This window comes from Streptomyces sp. SLBN-8D4, from assembly GCF_049739545.1.
GTDB classification, from domain to species: domain Bacteria; phylum Actinomycetota; class Actinomycetes; order Streptomycetales; family Streptomycetaceae; genus Streptomyces; species Streptomyces canus_C.
In genome coordinates this window covers 6,228,493-6,252,450 of the sequence record NZ_JBMGQC010000001.1, presented here as the reverse complement: position 1 = coordinate 6,252,450, position 23,958 = coordinate 6,228,493, and the positions used below count along the sequence as shown (strand labels likewise).

The following is a 23,958-nucleotide window of genomic DNA, read 5'->3' as shown; positions in this document are numbered from 1 at the left end:
TGGCCGAAGTTTCATCAGACCGGATCCTCGCGTGGAGTTGCTGAGCGGGCCCGACTGTCTCCCTTTCCGGTCGGGCCCGCTCAAGGTCTATTTGGACTTACCTACGGAACGTCCTGAGACGGTGCTCGCCGATCTTCTCCCGGGCGTTTGGATCGCTAACACCCAAGCCGGGATGAGGCGCGAGACACAACACGCCTACCTTGCCGATGTGCTGATTGGTTTGAACGCTGCGGGCCGCAACCCCGACTTCATCCAAGGTGTATGTTGCGGAAAGGGCTGGCACCACATGCCCCAAGGCGATGAGTCTATTGACCTCCCACTGCTCGTGGAGGTTTGCGCCGTGACTCCCGATGATCCTCTTCAGGCGCATCCAAAGGTATCTGTTGTCATAACGGTGCTCGTAACCTGTGCTCGATCCACAGGTCACGACGGTGCCCCCACGCCTGGCAAGGAAGACGGAAGCGGCAAAGGTCTTCCTCCCGACGTGCTCGAACACAATGTGCGGGTCCTCCCCGACCATGTCGCGGATGGCTCGCCCCATCCTCTTCCACCCCTCGGGCTGCTGCAGAATCGCAGGGTCGCCATCCTCGAGGTCGGCGCGGTTGATGACCGCATGGCATCCGAGCGCCTTCAACAGCTCTGCTTTTTCAGCCGAGTTGACAACGCCGACAGGGATCCCGCCGCCATTGAGGACCAGCTGAATGGCGTAGGATCCCAGCCCTCCGGTAGCGCCCCAAACAAGAACAACATCTCCTTGCTTCATCTGCGCTCCGCGGTCACTCACCAACATTCGGTAAGCAGTGCTTGCGCATAGCGGATTGACTGCCGCCTCCTCCCAGGTCAGAGCAGCAGGCTTAGGCATCAGCTGGCTGGCCCGCACCACCGCATAATGCGCCAGCCCTCCAAAATTGGTCTCGAAACCCCAAGCCTTCTGCCCCTCTCCAAGCATTCCGTCGCGATGGGTGTCGTGGTCCTGCTCGTCGACGTAGGCCGGGGAAATCACAACATGATCACCCACCTTCCACTTTCGCACGGAAGAACCTGTCCTGACGATGACTCCCGATGCGTCAGAGCCGACGATGTGGTAAGGCAAGTCGTGACGCTTCTCCCAGCCGCCGGTCTTGCTCATCTGCTTGAGGAACTGGAATGTGGGGATCGGTTCGAACATGGCCGTCCACACAGTGTTGTAGTTAATTGAACTGGCCATGACTGCAATCAACGCCTCATCGGGCGCCAGATCGGGCATGGGTACCTTGTCAACAACAATGGACTTGCGTACGTCCTTGTCCTCCATGGACTGAAAGATGTCGATGTCTTCCTCGCGCACAGTGGCAGCCGGGAAATAGTCTGGGACCGGGAGGCCTTCCAGGTCCGCTGCCTCGGCACCAGCGATGACTGCTTCGGACATGGACGTCTGCATCATGACTCCCTATTGACCAACGTCGGCGACGTTACTGCCCCGCACTTTCCTTTCTCAGCAAGCCCTCACCAGGCCAGTGGCGCAAGCGCAAGAAACGCGGTGTGCTCTAACCCCCGGCCAAAAAGCCCAGGTCAACTGGGCAGTGCACACTCCCGGTCCGCCGGGTTCTTCTTCCCGAATGGAGCAGGCCGCCACACCTACGCGCGCACCGTGCACTTCCTCATACCTCGGGAGGAGCCAGTGGGACGCGGAACGGTGGGGACGGCGCCGGCTGGGGGTGCGCACGAAGCGACCCCGGAGAACGCTTCGCCCTGCCGGGATTCACCTGCGGCCATTGGGGTGAAGGGGAGCAACCATGCGGTCCGGGCGGAGTTGTTCAGGGCGCTCCGGTGGACGGGGTTACTCCAGAAGGGATCAGCAAGTGATCAAGAAGGTTATGGCTGCCGCGGTGGTCGCCGCTTCCGTTGTCGGAGCCTCGGCGGTCTTCGCGCCCCAGGCGCTGGCCATTGGGAACGACGGTGGCGTCAGCACCGCCAACGGCAACGGTGCCGCGCAGATCTACGGCAACCAGGCGACGTACGGGAACATGAGCCCGCAGATGGCCCTCATCCAGGGTTCGCTGAACAAGCCCTGCCTCGCCCTGCCCACGAAGGTCAACACCCAGTCCTTGACGACGGTCACCACCGCCCTCCAGGACGTCCCGATCCTCTCGGCCCCGCAGAACCAGCAGTGCACCGAGAACTCCACCCAGGCCAAGGGCGACGAGCCGCTGTCGCACATCCTGGACAACATCCCGGTCCTGTCCGGCAACGGCTCCCGCCACAGCTGATCGGGTGACGCACACAACGGGCCGCCGAATTCTCGGCGGCCCGTTCGCCTGCCTTCCTCGCATGGCCAAAAACCCTATCCGTTTCCGGAAGTCACTGCGGCGCATGCTCATTCCGGGAATGGTGCTGCTGGCTGCCGTCCCTCTTCTCGGTGACTCCGCGTTCCGGGCTCCCGCGAAAGCGGACCACGGAACGAACATCCTGCTGCTGGGAACCGACGGCCGCGACACCATCACACCCGAGGAAAAGCGGAAGTTCCACGCGGGTGGTGTCGCCTGCTACTGCACGGACGTCATGATGCTCGTCCATCTCTCCAAACGCCGGGACCACGTGAGTGTGGTCAGTCTGCCGCGCGACTCCCTCGTACAGCTTCCCGCCCGGCGCGACGACTCCACCGGAAAACAGCGTCCGGCGCATCCGGCGAAGCTCAACAACGCCTATGCCGAGGGCGGCGCCCACCCCACCGTGCAGGACATGACGCAAGTGCCGATCGACAACTTCCTGCAGATCGACTTCCGCCGGTTCATGGACGCCGTGGACCAGTCGGCGGAGTCGAGGTGTGTACGGTCCGCCGGCTGAAGGACTCAGCCACCAAGCTCGACCTCGCGCCCGGCCGGCACCGGCTCGGCGGCGGGCGGTCCCTGCAGTACGTCCGCTCACGCCATGTGGACAGTTCGGCGGACCTGGGCCGGATTCAACGTCAGCACCGGTTCCTGGTCGCGGCGTTGCGCGGACTGGTGTCCCGCCATGTGCTGACCGACCCGGAAGCGATGCTGCGCATCGGCCGCACCCTCCTCGGCGCTGCTTCCGTAGACCCGGGCTTCGGGACCGGTGACCTGGCGGAGCTGGCGTCCGTACTGAGCCGGGTGCCGCTGTCGGGCACCGAGTTCGCCACGGTGCCGATCGCCGGCTTCAACCCGGTCATCAAGGGCGTCGGCTCGACACTGCGCTGGGACCGGAAGAAGGCCGACCAGGTGTTCGCCGACCTGCGTGCGGACCGGCCGCTGATCCCGGCGGGACGGAACCCCCTCCCCAGCGATCCGCCGGACATGCGCTCCTCCCTGCCCGTCCGGGGAAGCTCACTCGGGTGTCGGTAACGAGATAACACTTTCTCCTCCACACTGGGCCGAATGGGGCAAACGGCGCAACCAAACCCCGACTCGGTGGTTGGTCAAAACGCGGCTCTACAACGGGGTCCGCTCTCCGAAACTCTGCACCGGAGTCCGCTCTCCGAAGGGAAAGAAACATGAAGAAGCTGTGGACAAGCGCGGCCATCGCCGCCTCCATCGTCGGCGCCACGGCCGCGACCGCCGCCCCTGCCTTGGCGATCGGCAACGACAACGGGGTCACCACCGTGAATGGGAACGGCTCCGTCCAGAAGTACGGCAACCAGGCCACGCACGGCGACATGAGCCCCCAGCTCGCGCTCGTGCAGGGTTCGCTGAACAAGCCCTGCCTCGCCCTGCCCTCGAAGGTCAACACCCAGACCATCGGGACGCCCGTCACCGCCCTCCAGGACGTCCCGATCCTCTCGGCCCCGCAGAACCAGCAGTGCACCGAGAACTCCACCCAGGCCAAGGGCGACGAGCCGCTGTCGCACATCCTGGACAACATCCCGGTCCTGTCGGGCAACGGCGCCAGCAACAGCTGACCGCCGCACCGCCGAGGCGGGTCGCCGAGCACATCGGCGGCCCGCTTTCGTGTGCCCGGGCAGCTACTTGGCGTACAGCGCCTCGATCTCGTCCGCGTACACGGCCCGTACGGCGTGCCGCTTGACCTTCAGGGACGGGGTGAGCAGGCCGTTCTCCTCGTTGAACTCGCCCTCGATTAGCGTGAACGCGCGGATCGACTCGGCGCGCGAGACGGCCTCGTTGGCGTAGTCGACGGCCTGTTGGACGTCGGCGCGCATCCGGGGGTCGCGTACCACCTCGGACATCGGGGTGTCGGCGGGCAGCCCGCGGACGGACAGCCAGTGGGCGACCGCCTCCGGTTCGACGGTGATCAGGGCGGCGACGAAGGGACGGTTGTCGCCGACCACGACGCACTGGCCGATCGGCGGGCGGCTGCGCAGCCGGTCCTCCAGGACGGCCGGGGAGACGTTCTTGCCGCCCGAGGTGACGAGGATGTCCTTCTTGCGGCCGGTGATGGTGAGATAGCCGTCCTCGTCGAGCGCGCCGAGGTCGCCGGTGGCGAACCACTCGTCCTGGAGCACGGCGTCCGTGGCCGCCGGGTTGTTCCAGTAGGCGCCGAAGACGATGCCGCCCTTGATCAGGACCTCGCCGTCGTCGGCGATGCGCACCGCGGTGCCGGGGACGGGCTGACCGACGGTGCCCGGGCGGGGCCTGAGCGGCGGCACGATGGTGGCGGCCGCGCTGGTCTCGGTCAGGCCGTAGCCCTCGTAGACGATGATCCCGGCCGCGTAGAAGAAGAGGTTGAGGTTGCGGTCGAGCGGGGAGCCGCCGCTGATGGCGTAGCGCATGCGGCCGCCGAGCTCCTTGCGGACGCGGCGGTAGACCAGCAGGTCGTAGAGGGCCCAGGCGGCGTACAGGGAGGGTCCCGGGCCCTTGCCCCGGTCGAGGAACTTGTCGAGGTACGCCTCTGCGAAGCGGACGCCGACACGGTCGGCGCGGCCGAAGGAGGCGCCCCGGCCGATCTTCTCGGCGGTGGCACGGCCGGTGTCGTGGATCTTCTCGAAGAGATACGGCACGCCGACCAGGAAGGTGGGGCGGAACTCCTTGAGGGCGGGCCGGAGTTCGTCGGGCTTGATGCTGGGGCAGTGGCCGATCTCGATGCGGGCCATCAGACAGGCGATCTGCAGCGTGCGGCCGAGGATGTGGGCGAGCGGGAGAAAGAGGAGGGTGGAGGCCTGCTGACGGGTGACCTCCTTGAAGATGGGGTGCAGCAGTTCGACCGTGTTGGCGGCCTCGGCGTGCAGGTTGGCATGGGTGAGCACACAGCCCTTGGGCCGGCCGGTGGTGCCGGAGGTGTAGCAGATCGTCGCGATCGTGTCGGGCGTCAGGGCGGTACGGCGCTTGGTGACCTCCTCGTCCGGGACGTCCCGGCCGAGGACGGTGAGCTCGGTGAGCGCGTCTTCGTCCAACTCCCAGGTGCGGGGCGGGGTCTGGTGGCCGGCGGTTCCGGTCGTCACCGTGGCGGTGTTGTCGGCGGTCTCGGTGACGACGAAGCGGGCGCCGGAGTCGCGGACGATCCACTCGACCTGCTCGGCGGAGGAGGTGGCGTAGACCGGGACGGTCTGGCCGCCGGCCGCCCAGATGGCGAAGTCGAGGACCGTCCACTCGTAGCGGGTGCGGGACATCACCGCGACCCGGCCGCCCGGTTCGAGGCCGGCCGCGATCAACCCCTTGGCCACGGCGCTCACTTCGCGGGCGAAGGCGGCCGCGGTGACCGGCTGCCAGGTGCCATGCAGCTTGCGGCGCAGGATCACGGCGTCCGGGGCCTCGGCCGCGTTGGTGTGGGGCAGGTCGGCGGTGCTTCCGGTGGAGGGCGTCCTCGCCAGCGGCGCGGTGCGGGCCTCGCGCACCGTGCCGGACGTGTCCCTGACGACCTCGACCCTGGTGCGCGCGGCCAGGTCACCGCGTTGTTTCGCCCGCTTCAGATCCTTGCGTACGCCCATGACGGCTCCCGGTCGGCTCGGACTGGGAGCACAACTTACTCGCAAGTAAGAAAGAGTCAATGGGGTTGGATCATTTCATGCTGCTCGCCTCGTCGATCGCCTCCGCCAGCCGGTCGACGTCCTGGTCCTCGGTCTTCTTCGCCAACGCGTGGGCCCGCTCGCCGAGTTCACCGAGGCCGGGGTTGCCGGGGAGGGAGCCGACGTCGTCGGCCTCGGAGGCGCGGGTGCGCAGGGTGTCGGCGAAGTAGGCGGCGATCGCGGTGACCTGGAAGCGGCTGGGGGCGCTCCACACGTCGTCGTGCAGGGCGTCGGTCTCCAGCTGGCCGGACTCCTCGTGCGGGGCGCGGGACTTCGGGTCGAGCCAGCGGACGCTCGCGGTGGCGAGGTGGCCGTCGGCGCCGGGCTTGGTGCGCACGGCGTACAGGGCGGTGACGGTGTGGCCGGGGCCGACCTCGCCGCCGTCGACGTTGTCGTCGCGGAAGTCCTCGTCGGCGACCTTGCGGTCGTCGTAGCCAACGAGGTGGAACTCGGCGACGGTCTCCGGGTCGAAGGCGACCTGGGCCTTGGCGTCCCGGGCGGTGAGCTCGATGTTCTGCGGGAGCTGGTCGACGAAGACCTTGCGGGCGTCCTCGTCGCCGGAGACGTAGGCGGTGTGGCCGTCGCCCTTGTCGGCGAGGCGTTCCATCAGGGCGTCGCCGTAGTCGCTGCCGACGCCGACGCCGAAGAGGGTGATGCCGTGGTCGCGGCGTTCGCGGGAGACGCGTTCGAGGATGGAGTCGGCGTGCGTGTCGCCGGTGTTGGCGAGACCGTCGGAGATCAGTACGACCCGGTTGGTGGCTCCCTCGCGCAGGCCGTCGGTGGCGGTGGCGTAGCCCTTCTCGACGCCCGCGCCGAGGTTGGTGGAGTCCTCGGTCTCGAGGTCGTCGACGGCATCGTGGACCCTGCCGCGGTGGCCGCCGAGGCGGGTCATCGGCAGGACGGTCCGCGCCTCGTCGCTGAAGGTGACCAGGGCGACCGAGTCGTCGTCGCCGAGCTGGTCGGTCATCGTGTCGAGGGACTTCTTCGCCAGGTCGAGGCGGCCGGGCTCACCCATGGAGCCCGAGACGTCGACGACGAACGTGAGCGCGGCGGGCGGGCGTTCGCCGGAGTCGGCGGCGCGGGTGGCGAGGCCGACACGGACCAGGGACCAGGCGGAGCTGTCGGTGCGGGCCCCGTCGACAGTGACCGAGAAGCCGTTGCCGTCGGGGCGGTCGTAGTCCTGGCGGAAGCTGTTGACGAACTCCTCGGGGCGCACCTGCGAGGGGTCCGGCAGCCGGCCGTCGGCGAGGACCCGGCGGGCGTAGCCGTAGGAGGCGGTGTCGACGTCGAGGGCGAAGGTGGAGAGGTGGTCGGCGGACGGGCTGTCGTCCGGGCTCACTCCGCGCTGCTCCCCGGCCGCCGCCGAGCCGGCCGGGGCCGGGAGGCCGCCGGTGCGCTTCGAGCGGTCCGCCGAACCGGTGTTGCTGTCCTGGCCCGCGCTGCACGCCGTGAGCAGCAGGCCGCCCGTCGCCGCGAGGGCGAGCAGGGCGACGCGCAGCCGTCGGGTACGACGGTGTGCCGTGCCGGGCCCTGGTGTTGGATACCGCTGCTTCATCTTCCGTGCCCCCTCTGCCGATTGACCGGTGGTTCGAACGGCCGTGTTGGCGTCGCCGTCTGTGACTATGACGGCGGAGGGGGTCGGAACGTGCGTGACGAACCGTTGCGGATGGATCTCGAAGCGGCCACGATCATGGCCCGCCGAGACCGGTGGGTGACCCTCCGTTGACCTAGGAGACCACGTCCTTGCGGGCGAAACCGCGGAAGGCCAGGGCGAACAGGACGAGCGCGTACGTTATGGAAATCGCCGTGCCCTGGATCATGCCGGACCACTCCGGATGCGGCTGGACGGCGTCCGCCCAGGCGAACTGCCAGTGCGCGGGCAGGAAGTCCCGCCAGTGGCCGAGGGCGGTCACGGCGTCCAGGACGTTGCCGACGATGGTCAGGCCGACCGCGCCGCCGACCGCGCCGAGCGGCGCGTCGGTCTTGGTCGACAGCCAGAACGCCAGCCCGGCGGTGACCAGTTGGGACACGAAGATGTACGCCACCACCACCAGCAGGCGCTGCGTGGCCGTGCCGGTGTCCAGCGCGCCGCCGGTGGGGATCTGCAGCGGGCCCCAGCCGTAGGCGGCCGTGCCGACGGCCAGGGCGACCACCGGCAGCAGGATCATCGCGGCGAGGCTGAGGCCGAGTCCGACGACGAGCTTGGACCACAGCAGGCGGGCGCGCGGCACGGGCGCGGCCAGCAGGTAGCGCAGGGAGGACCAGCCGGCCTCCGAGGCGACCGTGTCCCCGCAGAACAGGGCGACCGGGATGACCAGCAGGAAGCCGGCCGACACGAACAGGTTGACGGCGGCGAAGTTGGCGCCGGACGCCGTCGCCGTGTCCATCAGCGTCACCTGGCCGTTGCCCTGGCTCGGGTTGCCGATCGCGAAGGCGATCAGCAGTACGAATGGCAGCGCGGCGAGGATCGCGCCCATGACGAGCGTGCGGCGGCGCTTCAACTGCCGTACCAGCTCCACCCGCAGGGGCAGGGTGCGGCCGGCCCGGTAACCGGAGGCGGTCTCGGTGCGCTCGACGAGCGTGCTCATGCGGAACCTCCGATCAGGGTGAGGAAGGCGTCCTCCAGGCGGCGGTGCGGGCCCACCGACTGGACGGGCACTTCGAGCCGAACGAGCTCGACGACCAGGCGCTGCGCGCTGCCGTCCGGGTCGAGCCGGACCAGGAGGCCGCCGTCGGCGGGCACCGCGGAGGCGACGCCCGGCAGGGTGGCGACCTTCTCGACGACCGGCTCCTCCACGGGCGCGGCGGTGCCGACGAGCAGGGTGTCGCCCGAGCCGATGATCTCCCCGACCGGTCCCGCCTGGACGAGCCGGCCGCGGTCCATGACGACCAGGTGCGTGCAGGACTGCTCGACCTCCGCGAGGAGGTGGCTGGAGACGATGACCGTACGGCCGGCGGCCGCATAGCGGATCATCACCTCCCGCATCTCGCGGATCTGCGGCGGGTCCAGGCCGTTGGTCGGTTCGTCGAGGATGAGCAGGTCCGGCAGGCCCAGCATGGCCTGGGCGATGGCCAGGCGCTGGCGCATGCCCTGGGAGTAGGTGCGCACGGCCCGGGCGAGCGCGTCGCCGAGCCCGGCGATCTCCAGGGCCTCCTCCAGATGGGCGTCCTCGGGCGGGCGGCCCGTGGCCTGCCAGTACAGCTCCAGGTTCTCCCGGCCGGAGAGGTGCGGCAGGAAGCCCGCGCCCTCCACGAAGGCGCCGACTCGGGAGAGGACCGGGGCGCCGGGGCGGATGGCGTGGCCGAAGACGCGGATCTCGCCGGCGTCCGGCTTGATCAGGCCCATCAGCATGCGCAGGGTAGTCGTCTTGCCCGCGCCGTTCGGCCCCAGCAGGCCGAGGACCTGGCCCTCCTCGATACGGAAGGTCACCTCCCGCACCGCGTACCGGTCGGCGGAGCGGGCGTACCGCTTGCTGAGGCCGGTGATCTGCAGCGGGACGTCGGCGAGGCCGGGGTCGGGCGGCGGTGCCGCGGTCGTGCGGCGACGGCTCGTCAGGAGGAGGGCCAGGGCGATGACCGCGCCGGCCAGCGGCAGCCACCACGCCCAGGACGGCAGAGGGGCGGCCACGGTCGTCACACCGGGGGCCGTCGGCACCGTGAGGTCGCCCTTCAGTGAGACGGTGTACGTCGCCGGGGCGGTCGGGGAGGCGTAGCCGAGGTCGGTGGAGGCGAGGACCAGGCGCAGACGGTGGCCCTGCTCGACCTCGTGGTCGATCGCCGGGAGGGTGATCGTGACGTCCTTGCCGGCCTTGGCGCCCTCGACGCGGACGGGCGTCACCAGCTGCGAGGGCAGCACGGGGGTGCCGCCGCCGGGCCCGAGGTCGTACACCTTCGCGAAGAGGACGGCGTCGTCGCTCGTCGACGTCACGTGCACGGTGACGGTCGGCGATCCGGTGACGCGCAGGCCGGTGCTGAGTGGCGCCGACTCGAACCGGGCGTACTGGCCGGGGAAGTCCAGCGAGACGCCGACGCCGAGCGAGGACAGCTGGGCGAGGCCGCCCGCGCCGCCGAGGCCGGGCAGGGCCGAGACCCCGGGCGGGGTGGCGCCGGGCGGGTTGTCGAAGCGCTGCTGGGTGCCGCGCAGGGTGACCGGGCGGCGACCGCTCTCCAGGCCCGGGTAGGTGGTGTCGGTGGCGCCGCGCAACTGGGCCGCGCCGCTGGTGGAGTCGACGCCTCCGGTGCGGGTGACGCGGAAGGCCGGGCCGGTGTCGGTGCCCTTGTCGTCCTTGAGGTAGCGGTCGAACCAGGCACGCACGCGTGACTGCGTCCGGCCGGTCTCCATGTCGCCGCCGTCGTGTCCGCCGGCGATCCAGTCGACGTCCACCGGAGCGCCGTTGGCGCGGATCGCCTTCGCGGCCGTGTCCGCCTGGCCGAGCGGGAAGAGGGAGTCGGTCTGGCCCTGCATCAGCAGGGTGGGCACCTTGATGCGGCTGCCGACGGCGGAGGGGGAACGGGCCTGGAGCAGCTCGCGGGCCTGGGCGTCGGGCGTGCCCGACTCGGCGACCCGCTCGTACATCCGGCACAGCTGCGGCTCGAACTTCGCGCAGCCGCCGCCGGAGTTGACGAAGATGCCGGCCCACAGCTTCTTGAAGACGCCGTTCGGGAACAGGGCGTCCGCGAGGTTCCAGTAGGTGATCGCCGGGGCGATGGCGTCCACGCGCTGGTCGTAGCCGGCGGCGAGCAGGGAGATCGCGCCGCCGTACGAGGCGCCGGCGACGCCCACGCGCGGGTCACCGGGCCTGTCGAGCTGGACCTGGGGCTGCTCGGCCAGCCAGTCGATGAGCTGGGAGACGTCCGCGACTTCACCCTTGGGGTCGTTCAGGCCGATTTTGCCCGTGGACCTGCCGAAGCCCCGGGCGGACCAGGTCAGTACCGCGTAGCCGTCTCTTGCGAGGTCCTCCGCCTGCTGTCTTACGTCCTGCTTGCTGCCGCCGAAGCCGTGGGCCAGCAGCACGGCGGGCCTGCGGCCGGCGGGACCGGATGTGAAGTACGAGGTGTCGACGCGGACACCGTCGATGGCCATGACGCGGTCGGTCTCTTGCACCGGAGGCCTGCTGTCCGAGGCGACGGCCGTCCACGTTCCCGCGCCCGCGAGTACGACGACGGCGGCCCCGGCGGCCAGCAGCCGTCGGGGCCTTCGCAGCAGCCCTCGCGGGCGGGGCAGTCGAAGATCCATGCGTCAACGGTACGGGGCGTCGCTGACAGTAGGGGCAGACCCTGGGGGGAACTGTGGGCGTCGACGTACCGCAGTTGGTGTACGGCTACGAGCTCGATCGGTCCTGTGATCCGCCGGGTGCGGGTTCATGGGGGTTGGTCGCGCAGTTCCCCGCGCCTCTTTGCGCCCCTTCGGGGCGATCAAATCTGCTGGTCCTGCGCAACGAGGGCCACATGCTCTGCTGCCCCATCCTGCCCTGACTGGCATGTCCCGCAGCAACTGAGCAATCTCACCGACACTTTGGCCATCGACGGCGACGTCAAGCGCGGCCGCCCGCCCCGGCTCGCCTCACCCACCAGGTCCTGGCCACCGTGCTGCCCGTGCGGGTCGCCCTGGCTGCGGAACCCCCGCCGTGCTGTTCGACAGCAGCCGGACCGCCATGCACCGCACCCTGCTGATAATCAGGGACACTGTTGAAGGCGCACAGCATCGTCATCCCGCCGGCAGCCGCCCCGCCCCTCGCCCCCACATCCCTCCAGGCTCGCATTCGAACCCTGAGCGGCGGCCCCAGCAGCATGATCAAGACAACCTGGTAATAGTCTGCGAGCCCTTAGTACTCCAGCAGCGCTTCGCTATCTGGCCTGGTCAGAGGCGTCGTCGCGTGGAGTGTGGCGGGGCGTCAGGTGGGCGGGACGGACTTCCCCACCGTGCCCCGCGAACGAGTGCTTTGCCGCATGCCCGTGAGCGGGTGCGAGCAGTCCCTGGACATGCTCAACGATGCGCCGGTGAATGTGTGGGATCGGGAACTCGAAGAAAGAAGGGTCTTCACAGGCCGCCGCCTGTGAAGACCCTTCACCCCAACATGGGGAGCCACCGAGGTAGGGCTTGCTCAGTGAATCACCGGCCCTCTCGGACGACTCCTCGGGTCGGCACTGCGCGAGGAGCGGTCGGTCAGGCGGCGCTCACACAAGCGTTGGCCTTGAGTGCCGCGCTGGTGGTGAGCACCGCGTTCAGCGCCAGAGTGATCTGGTCCTGGTTCGGCGGGACGGCCGTCACCGCCGCGACCAGGGCCTTGAGGTCCTGCTGGAGCTGGAGAGCGAGAGCCGCACAGATCGGAGTCATGGGGGGCGTCGGGAGACACAGCTGAGCCTGGAGCTGGACGACCGTGGCCTGGGCCGCGGTGATTGCGGCCTGGGCCGCGACGACATCGGGCGGCGTGGCGGCCAGAGCAGTCTGGGCGGCCTTCAGTTGCGTGGACAGCTGAGCGCTCAGAGCGGCGCAGGTCAGCGACCTGGCCCCCTGGGTCTTCACTTCCTGAACGACAGGGACATGCTTGGTGATCTGCGGGGTCGTGGCCGCTGTGGCTGCCGGGGAGAGAGCCATAGCCAGGGAGGTCAGGACCGCGGCCGACGCGACAGCGGACCCGAAGCGCTTGAAGGATGGCATTCCGCGCCTTTCTCTGTGTGTGAATGAGGAAGCCGGTGGGGATGTCCCCCTGCTCAGAAGGCCTCACAACGTGATCGGCGGCAATCCAGCCATCCTGTGCACCCCCAGCCGCAGGAGGCGTCAGGAGACCGTTATCGACAGAAAACACCAGGTCAGAAGCTTTTGGAGCACGAAATTCGTACCGCGGTTCGCATTGCTGTGAATGAGTGGCCCGAAGGGCAACCAGCACGGTGGGCCCGGACCTGCCGCCATCTCGCCGGGGAACGCGGCACGGCTGCCCCGGTCGGCGTCGAGCGTGTGACGTCACCCGCGACTCGGATCGGCTGAGGCGCTCTCCCCAGGACCGGGGACGCGGGTGGGGCAGACCGACTCGGTCGGCGATGATTTGAGAGGGCGTTTGAAGTGGGCCGATAGCTACTGAGCGACCTGCGATCCGATCGCGTGCTCGACGCGCTGTCGGTGCAGCAGCTCGCCCTCGACAAATACATCGGCAAGGCTGGCGTTGTGGAGTTCCTCACCGGCCAGCGCACGTGGAAGCCGACACGCAGACGGCGCAGTGACTTCGCTGGCCTTCTACACGTCCGCCTCGGGCCGCCGTTCCTCGAGGATCTCAAGGACCTGAATCTTGCCCGCCGGGACGATGTGAGCAGCGGGAATGTAGTGGTGCGTCGTCCACCACGCGTCCGTATCGATCTCCTGGGCTGCCCGCCCCCACTGCATCATCTCCAGCTCCTCCCCAGGCCGGAAAACCCTCGACTTCCCTTCCAGCGAGTTGGCGCGATGTTCCTCGCTGATGCGGACCCGAGCACGCACGAACCAGTCCTGCGCGGCGACATCTCCAGGCAGGTCACCATCAGTCATTCCAGATATCTACCCGCATTACTCCACATATTGCATATCGCCACGCCGACCGGCCGGCGCACACCGGGCCGGCCATACGCGACTGGGACGACGTCACCGCCCGCTACACCACAGCATCCAGAACCTGCCCCGCAAAAGGGCATCACTGGCGGGCGGGGAAGCCACGGTGCCTTCCCGGCCCGCTCATCCTTGCGCCTCATCCAGTTCTACAGCCGCTCACGTGCCGGATCTCCTGCCGAACAGCGCCTTGAGCAGACCGGGTGGCTGGTGGGCGAGGTCCGTGCGGCAGTCGGGGCAGTGGCGGCCGTCCTCGGGCGGGGCGTCGTCGTACCGAAGGCCGGACGCGCCGGTGACGGGCAGGCCGCAGCGCTCGCAGGGAGCCGGCGGCGGTGGCGGGTCTGCAAGGGGTGCTTGTTCGCAGCTCGCGCTGCAGGTCGGCTTCGCGCTGAAGGCGTTCCTGTTCCAGCTCCTGATCGCGTTCGCGGCGGCGTTCTTCGTCGCGGTGGTGCCAGGCGTCGATGTCGTCGGGGTTGTCGAGGGCGTCGGTGAGGGTTTCCCACCGGCGATGGCCGCAGCGCCACCACACCGCCTCCAGCGGCCCGTGCTCTTTGAGGCGGGGCAGGGTGGTGACCAGCAGCGGGACGGCGTCGGTGTAGTTGGTGTAGCCGTCGGCGGGGCCGCTGAGGATGCTGCCCATGCGTTCGTAACGGCCCGACCAGATGTCGCGGGTCCCTTCCAGGACCCGGTTCATGCGGTTCTTCAAAGCCTGCTCGCCGGTGCGGATGCCAGGGTTGAACACCACAGCCACCGGCGGGTGCCCCTCCCGCCCGGTCGGCGGATACAGAGTGCTCCACACCGGGACCTCCAGGCCCTGGTGGCCCTTGGTCTTCAGGTGGAAGAAGCGGCGGTAGCGGTCGAACTTGGCTGCCAGCACGTCCAGGGTCTCGGTGCAGTTGTCGACCTCCACCAGCAACACCGGCACCCCCGCCTCCGGGGCCAGCAACACCGCGTCGGCCTGGACCGCGGAGCGGTTACACCCGACGGCGGGCAGGTGATGGACCACCTCCGTGGACCACGAGGCGACCGTGCCGATCCCCGCCACCCCCGAATCGCCGGTGCCCTGCTCCGCAGCGACAGTGTCTTGCGCGGGCGGGAGCGAGGCTGCGGTCTCGGGCCGGCTGCGGCGTACGGGCCGGGTGGCTTCCGGGATGGTGTGGGTGATGGCGATGATCGTCTCGTTGACCGCCATCGCGTGCGGGGCGCCAGGGCGGGCCGCGCCGCGAGCGGTCCCGCCCATCTCGCCCAGCGGACGGGCGAGGACCTCGGAGGCGGCCTCCAGACCGAGCGCGGTCAGCCCCCACAGCTTGTTGCCGTCCCGCGCACTGCCCTCCGGGACAACGAGGCTGTGGCGGGCCAGGTCCAGGCATAGATCACTAAGAGCGCGACCAGACCGAGGCAGACGGACAGGCAGACCACGCCAATCACCATGCGGTCGAGCCCTTCACTGGTCATTTGGGCACCTCCTTGCTGCGGAATCGGCGCAGGGCATCACGGACTGCGCTACGGAGTTGGCGCGAGGCACGGTTTGAAGGGGTGGGCCGGACGGCGGCAAACATCCCGACCTGCTCGGCGAGATCGACCAGCGTCCGCGCCTGATCGCGTTCGATCTCTACGAGCAGGCGCGCGTCGAAGTAGAGCCACACGTCGGCGTCGCTCTTGGCCCCACCGATTACGGAACACGCTTATGTCCTTGGGTCTGATCACTCGGCGCCCCTGCCGCCCTCGTGGAGGCGGAACCACACGGCTTTGGACGTGGGTGTCAGTCCGCCGGACAGCGAGGCCCCCATTGATCGGCGAGCTGATCAACGACATAGAGGCCGAGTCCTCCCTCACGGTTGGTGTCGTCAGGGGCAGCGGGCAGTTCCTTCGGCAGGTCGTCGTCAGTGCGCGCGCCATCCGACTCGGTCGAGTGGCACAGGGCGGGAACGCCACACGTGCCGGGCCCCACAGTCGTGATCAGACGCGCGTTCTGGTGCGAACACACGGCGTCCAAAGGGGACCTCAAGATCAAAGGCCGCCCCGAGCGCGAGATCGTCAGCACACCGGGAGAGGCCATTCGCAAAATCCGCATGAACGTCCGCAGGCTGGCGCCCACCCTCCCGTCATTCGGACAAGAGCGCGCTCTCAACTGGACTGACAGCGGCGGATGTTTGCAGGCGACCGGCGCTCTCCACCGCGGCGAACCCTGCGGATTCTCGATCAGCAGCCACGGCACTTGGTACGAGTGGACCGTTCGGTCCTTTGATCAATTCCTCGCGCCCGCCGAGCTGTTGCTGCCACTCGTGCCGGTCCATTCGGCGCCCCGCCCCCGCTACGCATCGCACTGAGTCGTTGGAGACAGGATGCTGTCTGACTTGATCGTCGCCCCCTTCCTGGACGACTACTTGATGCTCCGGCCATGAAGCACCGCCGGGTTGAAGATCCCGGCGCACAGGTACCTCGAACTGCGCTCCGCGGCACGGACACGACGATGCACTCGTGGCTGTCCAGCCGCGTTCAGCGCACCTGGGGACTCGGCATCAGCCATCGCTGCCCCGGCGAGGCCCTGCTGATTCGCGACCCGTCCCCCTACAACAAGGACTGCTACCTCAGCGCCTATTACCGGCGCATTGCCGCCCGCCGTGGTCGGCAATGGGCACTGATCGCTGTCATGCACAAGCTCGCCATAACGATCTGGCACATCCTCAGGAACAAGACCGCTGCTAGGACCTCGGGCCCGACCACTTCACCCGACCAGCCCCCGAACGTGCCATGCGCCGGATGACCAAGGAAGTCAACCGTCTCGGCCTGACCATACGCTTCGAACCCATCACCGCGACGGCCTGATCACGTGTCAGAGTCAAGGTCAGACGATCATTCGACCCTTCGTGTCGGCTCACTGAAATGAAGCTGCGGAGATAAAGTGCGCAGTGCTTTGTCAATGCGTGTCGGCTCTCTTCGGCCGCCTGCGCAGCTGGTTGCCGCTCGGAGGAAGTAGCCCGTGCAGATCTGTGTGGTGGCGCTCGGAAAGATCGGTCTGCCGCTGGCTGTCCAGTTCGCGGCAAAAGGCCACCACGTCATCGGCGCCGACGTGGATGAGCGAGTCGTGCGCCTGGTCAATGAGGGCGTTGAGCCGTTCCCCGGCGAGGCTGAACTCGCTGAGCGGCTGAAGACCGTCGTCGCGGCGGGGCGGCTGCTGGCCACCACCGACACGACCGCGGCGGTCACGCACGCCGAGGCGGTCGTCCTGGTCGTTCCGGTATACGTCGACGCCCAGGGCACGCCCGACTTCGGTTGGATGGATACGGCGACGCAGGCGGTGGCGCGCGGACTGCGGCCGGGCACACTCGTGTCCTATGAGACGACACTGCCCGTCGGTACCACTCGAGGGCGCTGGGCGCCCATGCTCGAGCAGGGCAGCGGGCTGACCGCGGGCCGGGACTTCGCTCTCGTATTCAGCCCCGAACGGGTGCTGACCGGACGTGTATTCGCCGACCTGCGCCGCTACCCCAAGCTGCTCGGCGGCATCGACGTGGCCTCCGCCCGCCGAGGTGTCGAGTTCTACGAGTCCCTCCTCGACTTCGACGTACGCGACGAACTGCCTCGTCCCAACGGCGTCTGGGACCTCGGCTCGGCGGAGGCCGCGGAGTTCGCGAAGCTGGCCGAGACGACCTACCGTGACGTGAACATCGGGCTGGCGAACCAGTTCGCACGGTTCGCGGACCGCATCGGCATCGACATCGAGCTGGTGATCGACGGCTGCAACTCGCAGCCGTACAGCCACATCCACAGGCCTGGCATCGCCGTAGGCGGTCACTGCATTCCCGTCTATCCGCGGATGTATCTGTGGAACGACTCGGACGCGACAGTCGTACAAGAGGCCCGTACGGCCAATGCCTCGATGCCCGAGTACGCGGTACGGCGGCTTGCGGAGGTGTACGGCGACCTGACCGGCGCAGGCGTGCTGGTATTGGGCGCCGCCTATCGGGGCGGCGTCAAGGAGACCGCATTCTCCGGGGTGTTCCCCGTCGTCGAGGCGCTGCGGGCGCGCGGCGCCGAGCCGTACGTGTCCGACCCGCTGTACACGGCCGATGATCTGAGGGCACTCGGCCTGCCACCGTACAGCGGCCAGACAGTCACCGCCGCTGTCGTCCAAGCCGATCACGGCGAGTACCGAGAGCTCGGATCCGACCGGTTCCCGGAGGTGCGCGTCGTGGTCGACGGGCGGCGGATCACCGACCCCGATCGATGGGCCGGGGCCGAGGTGATCCTTCTTGGTGCGCCGACCCGGACGGCTCAGCGGGCTTGAGATCCGCTCACGCGATCTTCCAGCGCCCGCACCACACGGGGTGCTGCTTTGCCGTCGCCGTACGGCACGCCGCGTGAGCTCTTGGGTGCAGGACGCAGGACGGTGTCACGCCATGCCTGGGAGCCCAGTTCACAAGGATCCGGCACGAGTGCGTTCCAGCCACCCCGGAGCGTTTCGGGCCATTCCGTCTCCGTACGGAGTGTCGTGCAGACGCGCTCCAAGAGGAACGCCTCTTTCTGGAGTCCTCCCGAGTCGGTGATCACACCACGCGAGCCGAGCACCGTGCGGATCAGCTCGGCGTAGGGAAGGGGGCGGCTGATACTGAGGGAGCCGCTGTCGAGCTTGATGCCGAAGTCCTCTGCACGTGCGAGCAGCCTGGGATGGGCGGCCAGGGCGACGGGAACCGGCAGACTGGCCAGGGCATCCACGAGAGCGGCCAGGCGATCGGGACGATCCGTGTTCTCGGCCCGGTGCAATGTGGCGAAGAGGTAGGGCTCCTGAGCGTTGACGAAGGCCGGAAGTGCGGCGGTGGCCTTGTCCCTCAGCACCTTGTCCCTGATGCGCAGGCACGTGTCGACCATGACGTCCCCGGTCAGGACCACACGGTCGGCCAGGCCCTCGGCTGCCAGGTGGTGCACCGCCTCCTCGGTGGGTGCGAGCAGCAGATCGGCAGCGTGGTCCGTGAGAACGCGGTTGTGCTCCTCGGGCATCCGCCGGTTGAAAGAGCGCAGGCCCGCTTCCAGGTGGGCAACGGGGATGTGCTGTTTGGCAGCGGAAAGGGCGCCGGCAAGAGTGGAGTTGGTGTCTCCGTAAACGAGCACCCATTCAGGGTGTGCGGCGGCGATGACGGGATCGAGGGCCGCCAGAATGGTACCGGTCTGCACGCCGTGGGTGCCTGAGCCAACGCCCAGGTGCACGTGGGGCTCGGGGATGGAGAGGCCGGTGAAGAAGACGTCGGACAGATCGGCGTCGTAGTGCTGACCGGTGTGGACGATCATATGATCGTGCTCCGTGTTCCCGAACGCTGCGGCGACTGCGGCAAGCTTGACGAATTGGGGTCGCGCCCCGACTACGCTCATGACCTTCACGGGTTCGACTTTTCTCGGTATTGAGCTGAAAGCTCCGTCAGAATTCCGTCGTTCTCCGAGTAGAGATTCCCATTGCTCGGGCACTCCCAGAGTCCGACCCGATCCGGCAGTGCCCGCAGACGCTCGCCGGCAGGTCCCACCCATCCGATCTGACGGGCAGGGACACCGGCGACGAGGGCGAAGTCCGGCACGTCCTTGGTGACAACGGCCCCCGCGGCGACCATCGCCCAGCGGCCGATGCCGACCGGAGCCACACACACTGAGCGCGCGCCGAGTGACGCGCCCTCAGCGACCCGGACGCCGACCGCCTCCCAGTCACCGGCGCGCTTCAGACGTCCGTCCGCGCCGACGGCGCGAGGATTGCGGTCGTTCGTGAGGACGACCGCGGGCCCGACGAAGACGCCGTCGGCCAGCTCGGCAGGCTCGTACACCAGCGCATGGTTCTGAATCTTGACCCTGTGGCCGATCTTCACACCGGGCCCCACATAGACACCCCGACCCACGACGCAGTCGCAGCCGAGCACCGCTTCCTCGCGGATCTGCGCGAGTTCCCACACAGTCGTACCCGGGCTGAGCACGGCCGACTCGTCGACCTGCGCACCGGGCGCGATCCGTACCTGCGCAAACGCCACCTCACCGCTTTGGTTCATGTGCTGAGCAACGAGCACTAACTGCTCCGGGTACTGGGTCTCCGCGTAGCCTCGCCAGGCTGGTTCCTGGCCCTTGGCAGGGGTGCTCGTCATGACCGCTGGGGGACCACCGCCAGGGTCGGCGTGCGCGGGCGTCGCAGGCTCACGGATGCCTTCCGCCGTGCCGAGTCGAGGACAGCCTCCGCCACCTCCACCGTCCTCAGCCCCTGATCGAGCGTGACGATGTCCGTGGCCTTCCCGTCCACGGCATCACGGAACAGCTCGTGCTCGACGAGGAGCGGCTCACGCTTGGGGATGGCGTAGCGGACCATGTCGCCCTCGGCCACGCCGCGGAAGGCGCGCAGGGCCTCCCACTCGGTGGCCACCGCTCCGTTGGCGTGGAAGGTCAGGTCTGCCGTGAGAGTGTCGGCGACGAGGCAGCCACGCTCGCCGGTCACCGCCGTGTAGCGCTCCTTGTGGGGGCTGAGCCAGTTGACGAGGTGGCTGACCAGGGTGCCGTCGCTGAGGTCGGCGACCACGGAGACCATGTCCTCATGGAGTCGGCCGCTCTTGGACACCGTGCGCGCGGATAGCGAGACGTAGTCGTGTCCGGTGACCCAACTGGTGAGGTCGATGTCGTGGGTGGCCAGGTCCTTGACGACCCCGACATCGGCGATGCGGTGTGGGAAGGGTCCCTGGCGCCGCGTGACCACTTGGAAGACGTCCCCGAGTTCTCCCGCCTCGAGTCGGGAACGCAGGCTCTGCAGTGCCGGGTTGAACCGCTCGATGTGTCCGACACCGGCGACCAGTCCCGCTCTGTCGAAGGCGTCGACCAGTCGCTGTGCGGCCGTCGCCGAGTGGGCGAGCGGCTTCTCGATCAGCGCGGGCACGCCGTTGTCGGCCAAGTCCAGGCCGACCTCCTCGTGCGACGCCGTGGGACAGGCGACCACCGCGTAGTCGAGTCCACGCGCGAGCAGCTCATGCAGGGTGGCGACGACAAGGGTGTTCCGGCCGGCACCCGTGGTGTCACCTGCCGGGTCCATGACGCCCACCAACTCGACGCCGTCAAGCGACGACAACACCCGGGCATGGTTGTGTCCCATTGCTCCAAGGCCGATGAGCCCGGCCCGCAGGGTGCGCCGGCTCACCCGACTCTTCCGGCATCGTTCACGGCCTGTGCGATCCGCTCCAGCTCGGCCTGCCGCAGGGTCGGGTGTACCGGGAGGGAAAGAACCTCCGTCGCTGCCCGATCGGTCTCGGGCAGGGGCGGGCTGCCCTGGTCCTGATAGGGCCTGAGTCGGTGGATCGGGGTCGGGTAGTACACCGCACTGCCGATGCCCTGTCGCGCCAGGTCCCGCTGCACGGCATCCCGGAGACCGCCGCGGGATGCGGACCGTGTACTGGTGGTAGACGTGCCGCGCACCGTCGGCCTCCTGTGGAACGGACAGCTCCTCGATGTGGGTGTCGAGCACCTTGGCGTTGGCTCTCCGCCGCTCCGTCCAGGCCGGCAGCTGCTTCAGCTGCTCACGGCCGACGGCCGCCGCGACGTCGGTCATCCGCATGTTGGCCCCGACGATCTCGTTCTCGTAGCGCTGCTCCATGCCTTGGTTCCGCAGAAGCCGAAGGGTGCGGGCGAGGTGCGGATCGGCGGTCGAAATGATGCCGCCCTCGAGAGCGTGCATGTTTTTCGTGGGATAGAAGCTGAAGCATCCCGCCTCACCGAAGGTGCCGACGGGGCGTCCGTGCAGCGTGGCTCCGTGCGCCTGACAGGCATCCTCCAGTACGGCGAGCCCATGGCGTGCGGCAAGTTGCATCAGCTGGTCCATGGGCGCGGGGTGCCCATACAGATGCACCGGCATGAGCGCGGCGGTGCGCGGACCGATCATCGCTGATACGGCGAGCGGGTCGAGGCAGTAGGTGCTGGACGTGATGTCGGCGAAGACTGGATCGGCGCCTACGAGGCGTACTGCGTTGGCGGTCGCCGCGAACGAGAACGAGGGCACCACGACCTCGTCTCCCGGTCCGATGCCCAGAGCCATGAGGCTCAGCTGCAGGGCGGAGGTTCCTGAGTTGACCGCTACGCAGGCGCGGCCGGCGACCAATTCGGAGAACGCATCTTCGAACGCGGCCACTTCCGGGCCCTGGACGACACGGCCACTACGCAGAACGCGTACGGCCGCAGCGATCTCGGCTTCTCCGATCACGGGTCTGGCCGCCGGGATCGATGGAAGGGAGCGGGTCACTGGACTTCTCCGTTCGAGGGGCGGAAGAGAGTCGACCCACGTTCAACTTCTCGTTGACCCGTCCGGTTTTCCTGCGCGCCGCGTATCCACCCTTATGGATGATCGCGACGCGACCAGCTCCACCGCCCGAGGCGAATCGGCGACATCGATGACGCATCGCTCACAGCCGAACCAGTCCGCTCACCTCCCTGGCGATCTCCAGGGCACACTCGTACAGCTCCTCACGAGGCCCGCCCCAGGGGTCCGGGATGTCGTCCTCGGCCTGCGGGACCGGGGCCGCGGTACCGCGACGATTGGCAGCCGCTGCCACCACTGCCTCGAATCCGCCCCCACCCTCCCCTGCGGCTCCCCCGTTCGCGAGCCGCACGAACTCCTTCAGGGTGAAGCAGCGCCGCATCGCCGCCGGGGCGAGGCGGACGGCCGCCTCGCGGTGCTCGCGCGCGAGTCCGAGGACCAGTGGGGCACCCGCCATGAGCTGTGCGGTGAGCGGGCGGGAGACGAATCCGGAGCCGTCGCCTCCCAGCCGTTCCAGGACCGCCCGGGTGGTGTCCTCCATGCGGGGACGGTGACACGCCTGCGTACCGGCGCTCTCCGGCCGCAGGACCGAGCCCTGCGGCAGCCTCGCCGCCAGGAGGCGCTCGGCGAGCACCGAGCGGTACACGTTGGCCGTGCAGACGAACAGGATCCGGGTCATGTCCCGTCCGTGGTACGCGTCACCGCCGAGGCGGCCGCCCCCTCCGGCGTGGCCGACGTACGCGGAGCGGGCAGCTCGCCGTAGGCGCCGTAACGGCCATAACGGCCGCCCTTGGGAACCGGAGCCATACTGAACACGGTGCCGAGCACGCGCGCGCCCACGCGCTCCAGTGATTCCTTGGCGGTGCGCACCTGGTCCCGGTTGGTCTTCCCGGCCCGTACGACGAGCAGCGCGCCCTGGGTGAGGGAGGCGAGCCCCGCGGTGTCGGCGACCGGCAGCAGCGGCGCCGTGTCGATGATCACGACGTCGTACATGTCGGCGAGCTCGCGCAGCACCTCTTCCATACGCGCCGAGGCGAGCAGTTCCGCGGGGTTCGGCGGCACAGCGCCGCTGGCGAGCACCGAGAGCCCGCCGGCGACCTTCTGCATCACCTCCTCGACACGGGCCTGTCCGATGAGCACCGTGGTCAGACCGCCGTCCTGGACGAGGCCGAAAGCCGGTGCCACGCAGGGGCGGCGGAGGTCGCCGTCCACAAGGCAGGTGGAGACGCCGGCCTCGGCGAGGGATCGGGCGAGGTTCATCGCGATGTTCGTCTTGCCCTCACCGGGCACCGAGCTCGTCACCAGGATGATCCGCGGCGGATCGTCGACCTGTGAGAACTGCAGGTTGGTCCGCAGCTTGCGGAACGCCTCGGCACGCGCGGAGTGCCCGTCGGCACCGATCAGCGGCTGCCTTGGGGCGTTCCTGTCGTACGGGATGGTGGCGAGGCCGGGCATGGCGGTGAATGCCCCCAGTGCCTCGCTCGTCTTGAACGTGGTGTCGAGCGTCTCAAGGAGGGCCACCAGCCCCGCGGCGAGCAGCAGGCCGCCCACCACACCCGCGGCCAGGTTGAGCAACGGGCGGGGCTCTGTGGGAGAGGTCGGGGCGACGGCTGCCTCGGTGACGCCCATGGAGACCGGGGAGACCGGGCGTGCGGCCGTGTCGTCATCGGCCCCGTCGCCCTTCTTGGATGTCGAGGAGACCGACCGCTTGGGGGTCTCCAACTGCTCGACGACCGAACTGAACCGCTTTGCCACGGCGTTGGCGATGCGCGCCGCGCGCCGGGGCGCGGTGTCCCGGACGGTGATGTCGATGAGCACGGTCTTGAGCGGGACGCCGGCGGTGATCCGGGACGCCAGCTCCTCCGGAGTGGTGTGCAGCCGCAGCTGTTTCACCACCGGAGCGGTGACCTGACGGGTCCTCACAATCTCGGCGTACGACTGCACGCGCGCCTGCGAGAACGTCTGCCCCTGGTTCAGATCGATGGTGTTCTCGCCGGCGCGGGTGGCGACGAAGAGCTGCGTCCTCGCTTCGTAGACGGGGGTGCTCGCGCTTGTCACGGCGAGCGCCGTCCCGACCGCGAGAACCAGACAGACGACGACCGTCGGCCATCGTCTGGCAAGAGCCTTCAGGAATCCTTGGAGATCCAAGCTGCA

19 protein-coding genes and 3 pseudogenes are annotated in these 23,958 nt (G+C 68.7%); 7 read left to right on the top strand and 15 right to left on the bottom strand.

The features are described from left to right. Positions 1-97 precede the first annotated feature (97 nt). Positions 98-1,408, bottom strand: a complete 1,311-nt coding sequence (gene ccrA / locus RKD20_RS28400) for a crotonyl-CoA carboxylase/reductase (protein WP_424880184.1) — start codon at positions 1,406-1,408, stop codon at positions 98-100. A 433-nt stretch (positions 1,409-1,841) separates the two neighbouring features. Here ccrA and RKD20_RS28395 point away from each other — a divergent pair, with 433 nt between their 5' ends. The 3 genes and pseudogenes from RKD20_RS28395 (at position 1,842) to RKD20_RS28385 (ending at position 3,898) form a co-directional block, all read left to right on the top strand. Then, entirely contained in the window at positions 1,842-2,249 is a 408-nt protein-coding gene (locus RKD20_RS28395) for a rodlin (RefSeq protein ID WP_424880183.1), read from the top strand. Positions 2,250-2,310: 61 nt separating this feature from the next. After that, a pseudogene (locus RKD20_RS28390) lies at positions 2,311-3,344 on the top strand (LCP family protein). A gap of 149 nt (positions 3,345-3,493) precedes the next feature. Beyond that, the gene (locus RKD20_RS28385; protein WP_424880182.1) at positions 3,494-3,898 is read left to right on the top strand and encodes a rodlin; all 405 of its coding nucleotides are present in this window, start codon (positions 3,494-3,496) and stop codon (positions 3,896-3,898) included. A 63-nt stretch (positions 3,899-3,961) separates the two neighbouring features. Here the strand turns inward: RKD20_RS28385 and RKD20_RS28380 are convergent, their stop codons facing one another. The 4 genes from RKD20_RS28380 to RKD20_RS28365 all read right to left on the bottom strand — a co-directional run bounded on the left by RKD20_RS28380 (position 3,962) and on the right by RKD20_RS28365 (position 11,195). Then, the gene (locus RKD20_RS28380; RefSeq protein ID WP_424880181.1) at positions 3,962-5,881 is read right to left on the bottom strand and encodes an AMP-dependent synthetase/ligase; all 1,920 of its coding nucleotides are present in this window, start codon (positions 5,879-5,881) and stop codon (positions 3,962-3,964) included. A gap of 70 nt (positions 5,882-5,951) precedes the next feature. Next, a complete protein-coding gene (locus tag RKD20_RS28375) occupies positions 5,952-7,514 on the bottom strand; it encodes a YfbK domain-containing protein (RefSeq protein WP_424880180.1) in 1,563 nt (520 codons plus the stop codon). A gap of 172 nt (positions 7,515-7,686) precedes the next feature. Then, the gene (locus RKD20_RS28370) at positions 7,687-8,547 is read right to left on the bottom strand and encodes an ABC transporter permease (protein WP_133040866.1); all 861 of its coding nucleotides are present in this window, start codon (positions 8,545-8,547) and stop codon (positions 7,687-7,689) included. Next, positions 8,544-11,195, bottom strand: a complete 2,652-nt coding sequence (locus RKD20_RS28365) for an alpha/beta fold hydrolase (protein WP_424880179.1) — start codon at positions 11,193-11,195, stop codon at positions 8,544-8,546. The genes RKD20_RS28370 and RKD20_RS28365 overlap by 4 nt, the downstream gene beginning before the upstream one ends. A gap of 193 nt (positions 11,196-11,388) precedes the next feature. On the opposite strand from RKD20_RS28365, the pseudogene RKD20_RS28360 reads away from it, so the two are divergent. After that, positions 11,389-11,770 (top strand): annotated as a pseudogene (locus RKD20_RS28360) (ISAzo13 family transposase); the annotation flags it as partial. A 355-nt stretch (positions 11,771-12,125) separates the two neighbouring features. Here RKD20_RS28360 and RKD20_RS28355 read toward each other — a convergent pair. The 4 genes from RKD20_RS28355 to RKD20_RS28340 form a co-directional block, all read right to left on the bottom strand. Next, on the bottom strand, positions 12,126-12,485 hold the full coding sequence (locus RKD20_RS28355) for a hypothetical protein (RefSeq protein ID WP_424880178.1): 360 nt from the start codon (positions 12,483-12,485) through the stop codon (positions 12,126-12,128). 708 nt (positions 12,486-13,193) lie between these two features. Then, the gene (locus RKD20_RS28350; protein ID WP_424880177.1) at positions 13,194-13,481 is read right to left on the bottom strand and encodes a hypothetical protein; all 288 of its coding nucleotides are present in this window, start codon (positions 13,479-13,481) and stop codon (positions 13,194-13,196) included. Positions 13,482-13,677: 196 nt separating this feature from the next. Beyond that, positions 13,678-14,898 (bottom strand): replication-relaxation family protein, encoded by a 1,221-nt coding sequence (locus RKD20_RS28345; RefSeq protein WP_424883342.1) that lies wholly within the window; start codon positions 14,896-14,898, stop codon positions 13,678-13,680. A gap of 91 nt (positions 14,899-14,989) precedes the next feature. After that, positions 14,990-15,184, bottom strand: a complete 195-nt coding sequence (locus RKD20_RS28340) for a hypothetical protein (RefSeq protein WP_424880176.1) — start codon at positions 15,182-15,184, stop codon at positions 14,990-14,992. 309 nt (positions 15,185-15,493) lie between these two features. Between RKD20_RS28340 and RKD20_RS28335 the strand changes: the two genes are divergently transcribed. The 3 genes from RKD20_RS28335 (at position 15,494) to RKD20_RS28325 (ending at position 17,829) form a co-directional block, all read left to right on the top strand. Next, entirely contained in the window at positions 15,494-15,868 is a 375-nt protein-coding gene (locus RKD20_RS28335; protein ID WP_424880175.1) for a hypothetical protein, read from the top strand. Between the two features lie 71 nt (positions 15,869-15,939). After that, positions 15,940-16,305 carry a hypothetical protein gene (locus RKD20_RS28330; protein ID WP_424880174.1) on the top strand — a complete coding sequence of 122 codons (366 nt, stop codon included), beginning with the start codon at positions 15,940-15,942 and terminating at the stop codon, positions 16,303-16,305. Between the two features lie 216 nt (positions 16,306-16,521). Further along, positions 16,522-17,829 (top strand): nucleotide sugar dehydrogenase, encoded by a 1,308-nt coding sequence (locus RKD20_RS28325; RefSeq protein WP_424880173.1) that lies wholly within the window; start codon positions 16,522-16,524, stop codon positions 17,827-17,829. Here RKD20_RS28325 and wecB read toward each other — a convergent pair. From wecB to RKD20_RS28295, 6 genes and pseudogenes are all read right to left on the bottom strand, one after another. Further along, the gene (wecB, locus tag RKD20_RS28320; protein ID WP_424880172.1) at positions 17,817-18,917 is read right to left on the bottom strand and encodes a non-hydrolyzing UDP-N-acetylglucosamine 2-epimerase; all 1,101 of its coding nucleotides are present in this window, start codon (positions 18,915-18,917) and stop codon (positions 17,817-17,819) included. The two genes, RKD20_RS28325 and wecB, sit on opposite strands and share 13 nt — an antisense overlap. After that, the gene (locus RKD20_RS28315) at positions 18,914-19,567 is read right to left on the bottom strand and encodes an acyltransferase (RefSeq protein WP_424883341.1); all 654 of its coding nucleotides are present in this window, start codon (positions 19,565-19,567) and stop codon (positions 18,914-18,916) included. Before RKD20_RS28315 ends, wecB begins: the two co-directional genes overlap by 4 nt. Before the next feature lie 89 nt (positions 19,568-19,656). Beyond that, the gene (locus tag RKD20_RS28310; protein ID WP_424880171.1) at positions 19,657-20,649 is read right to left on the bottom strand and encodes a Gfo/Idh/MocA family protein; all 993 of its coding nucleotides are present in this window, start codon (positions 20,647-20,649) and stop codon (positions 19,657-19,659) included. A 41-nt stretch (positions 20,650-20,690) separates the two neighbouring features. Then, a pseudogene (locus tag RKD20_RS28305) lies at positions 20,691-21,789 on the bottom strand (DegT/DnrJ/EryC1/StrS family aminotransferase). Between the two features lie 160 nt (positions 21,790-21,949). Next, positions 21,950-22,483: a low molecular weight phosphatase family protein gene (locus RKD20_RS28300; RefSeq protein ID WP_424880170.1), complete on the bottom strand. Its 534-nt coding sequence runs from the start codon at positions 22,481-22,483 to the stop codon at positions 21,950-21,952. Further along, complete coding sequence (locus RKD20_RS28295; protein ID WP_424880169.1) at positions 22,480-23,952, bottom strand: polysaccharide biosynthesis tyrosine autokinase; 1,473 nt, start codon at positions 23,950-23,952, stop codon at positions 22,480-22,482. The genes RKD20_RS28300 and RKD20_RS28295 overlap by 4 nt, the downstream gene beginning before the upstream one ends. Positions 23,953-23,958: the final 6 nt, after the last annotated feature.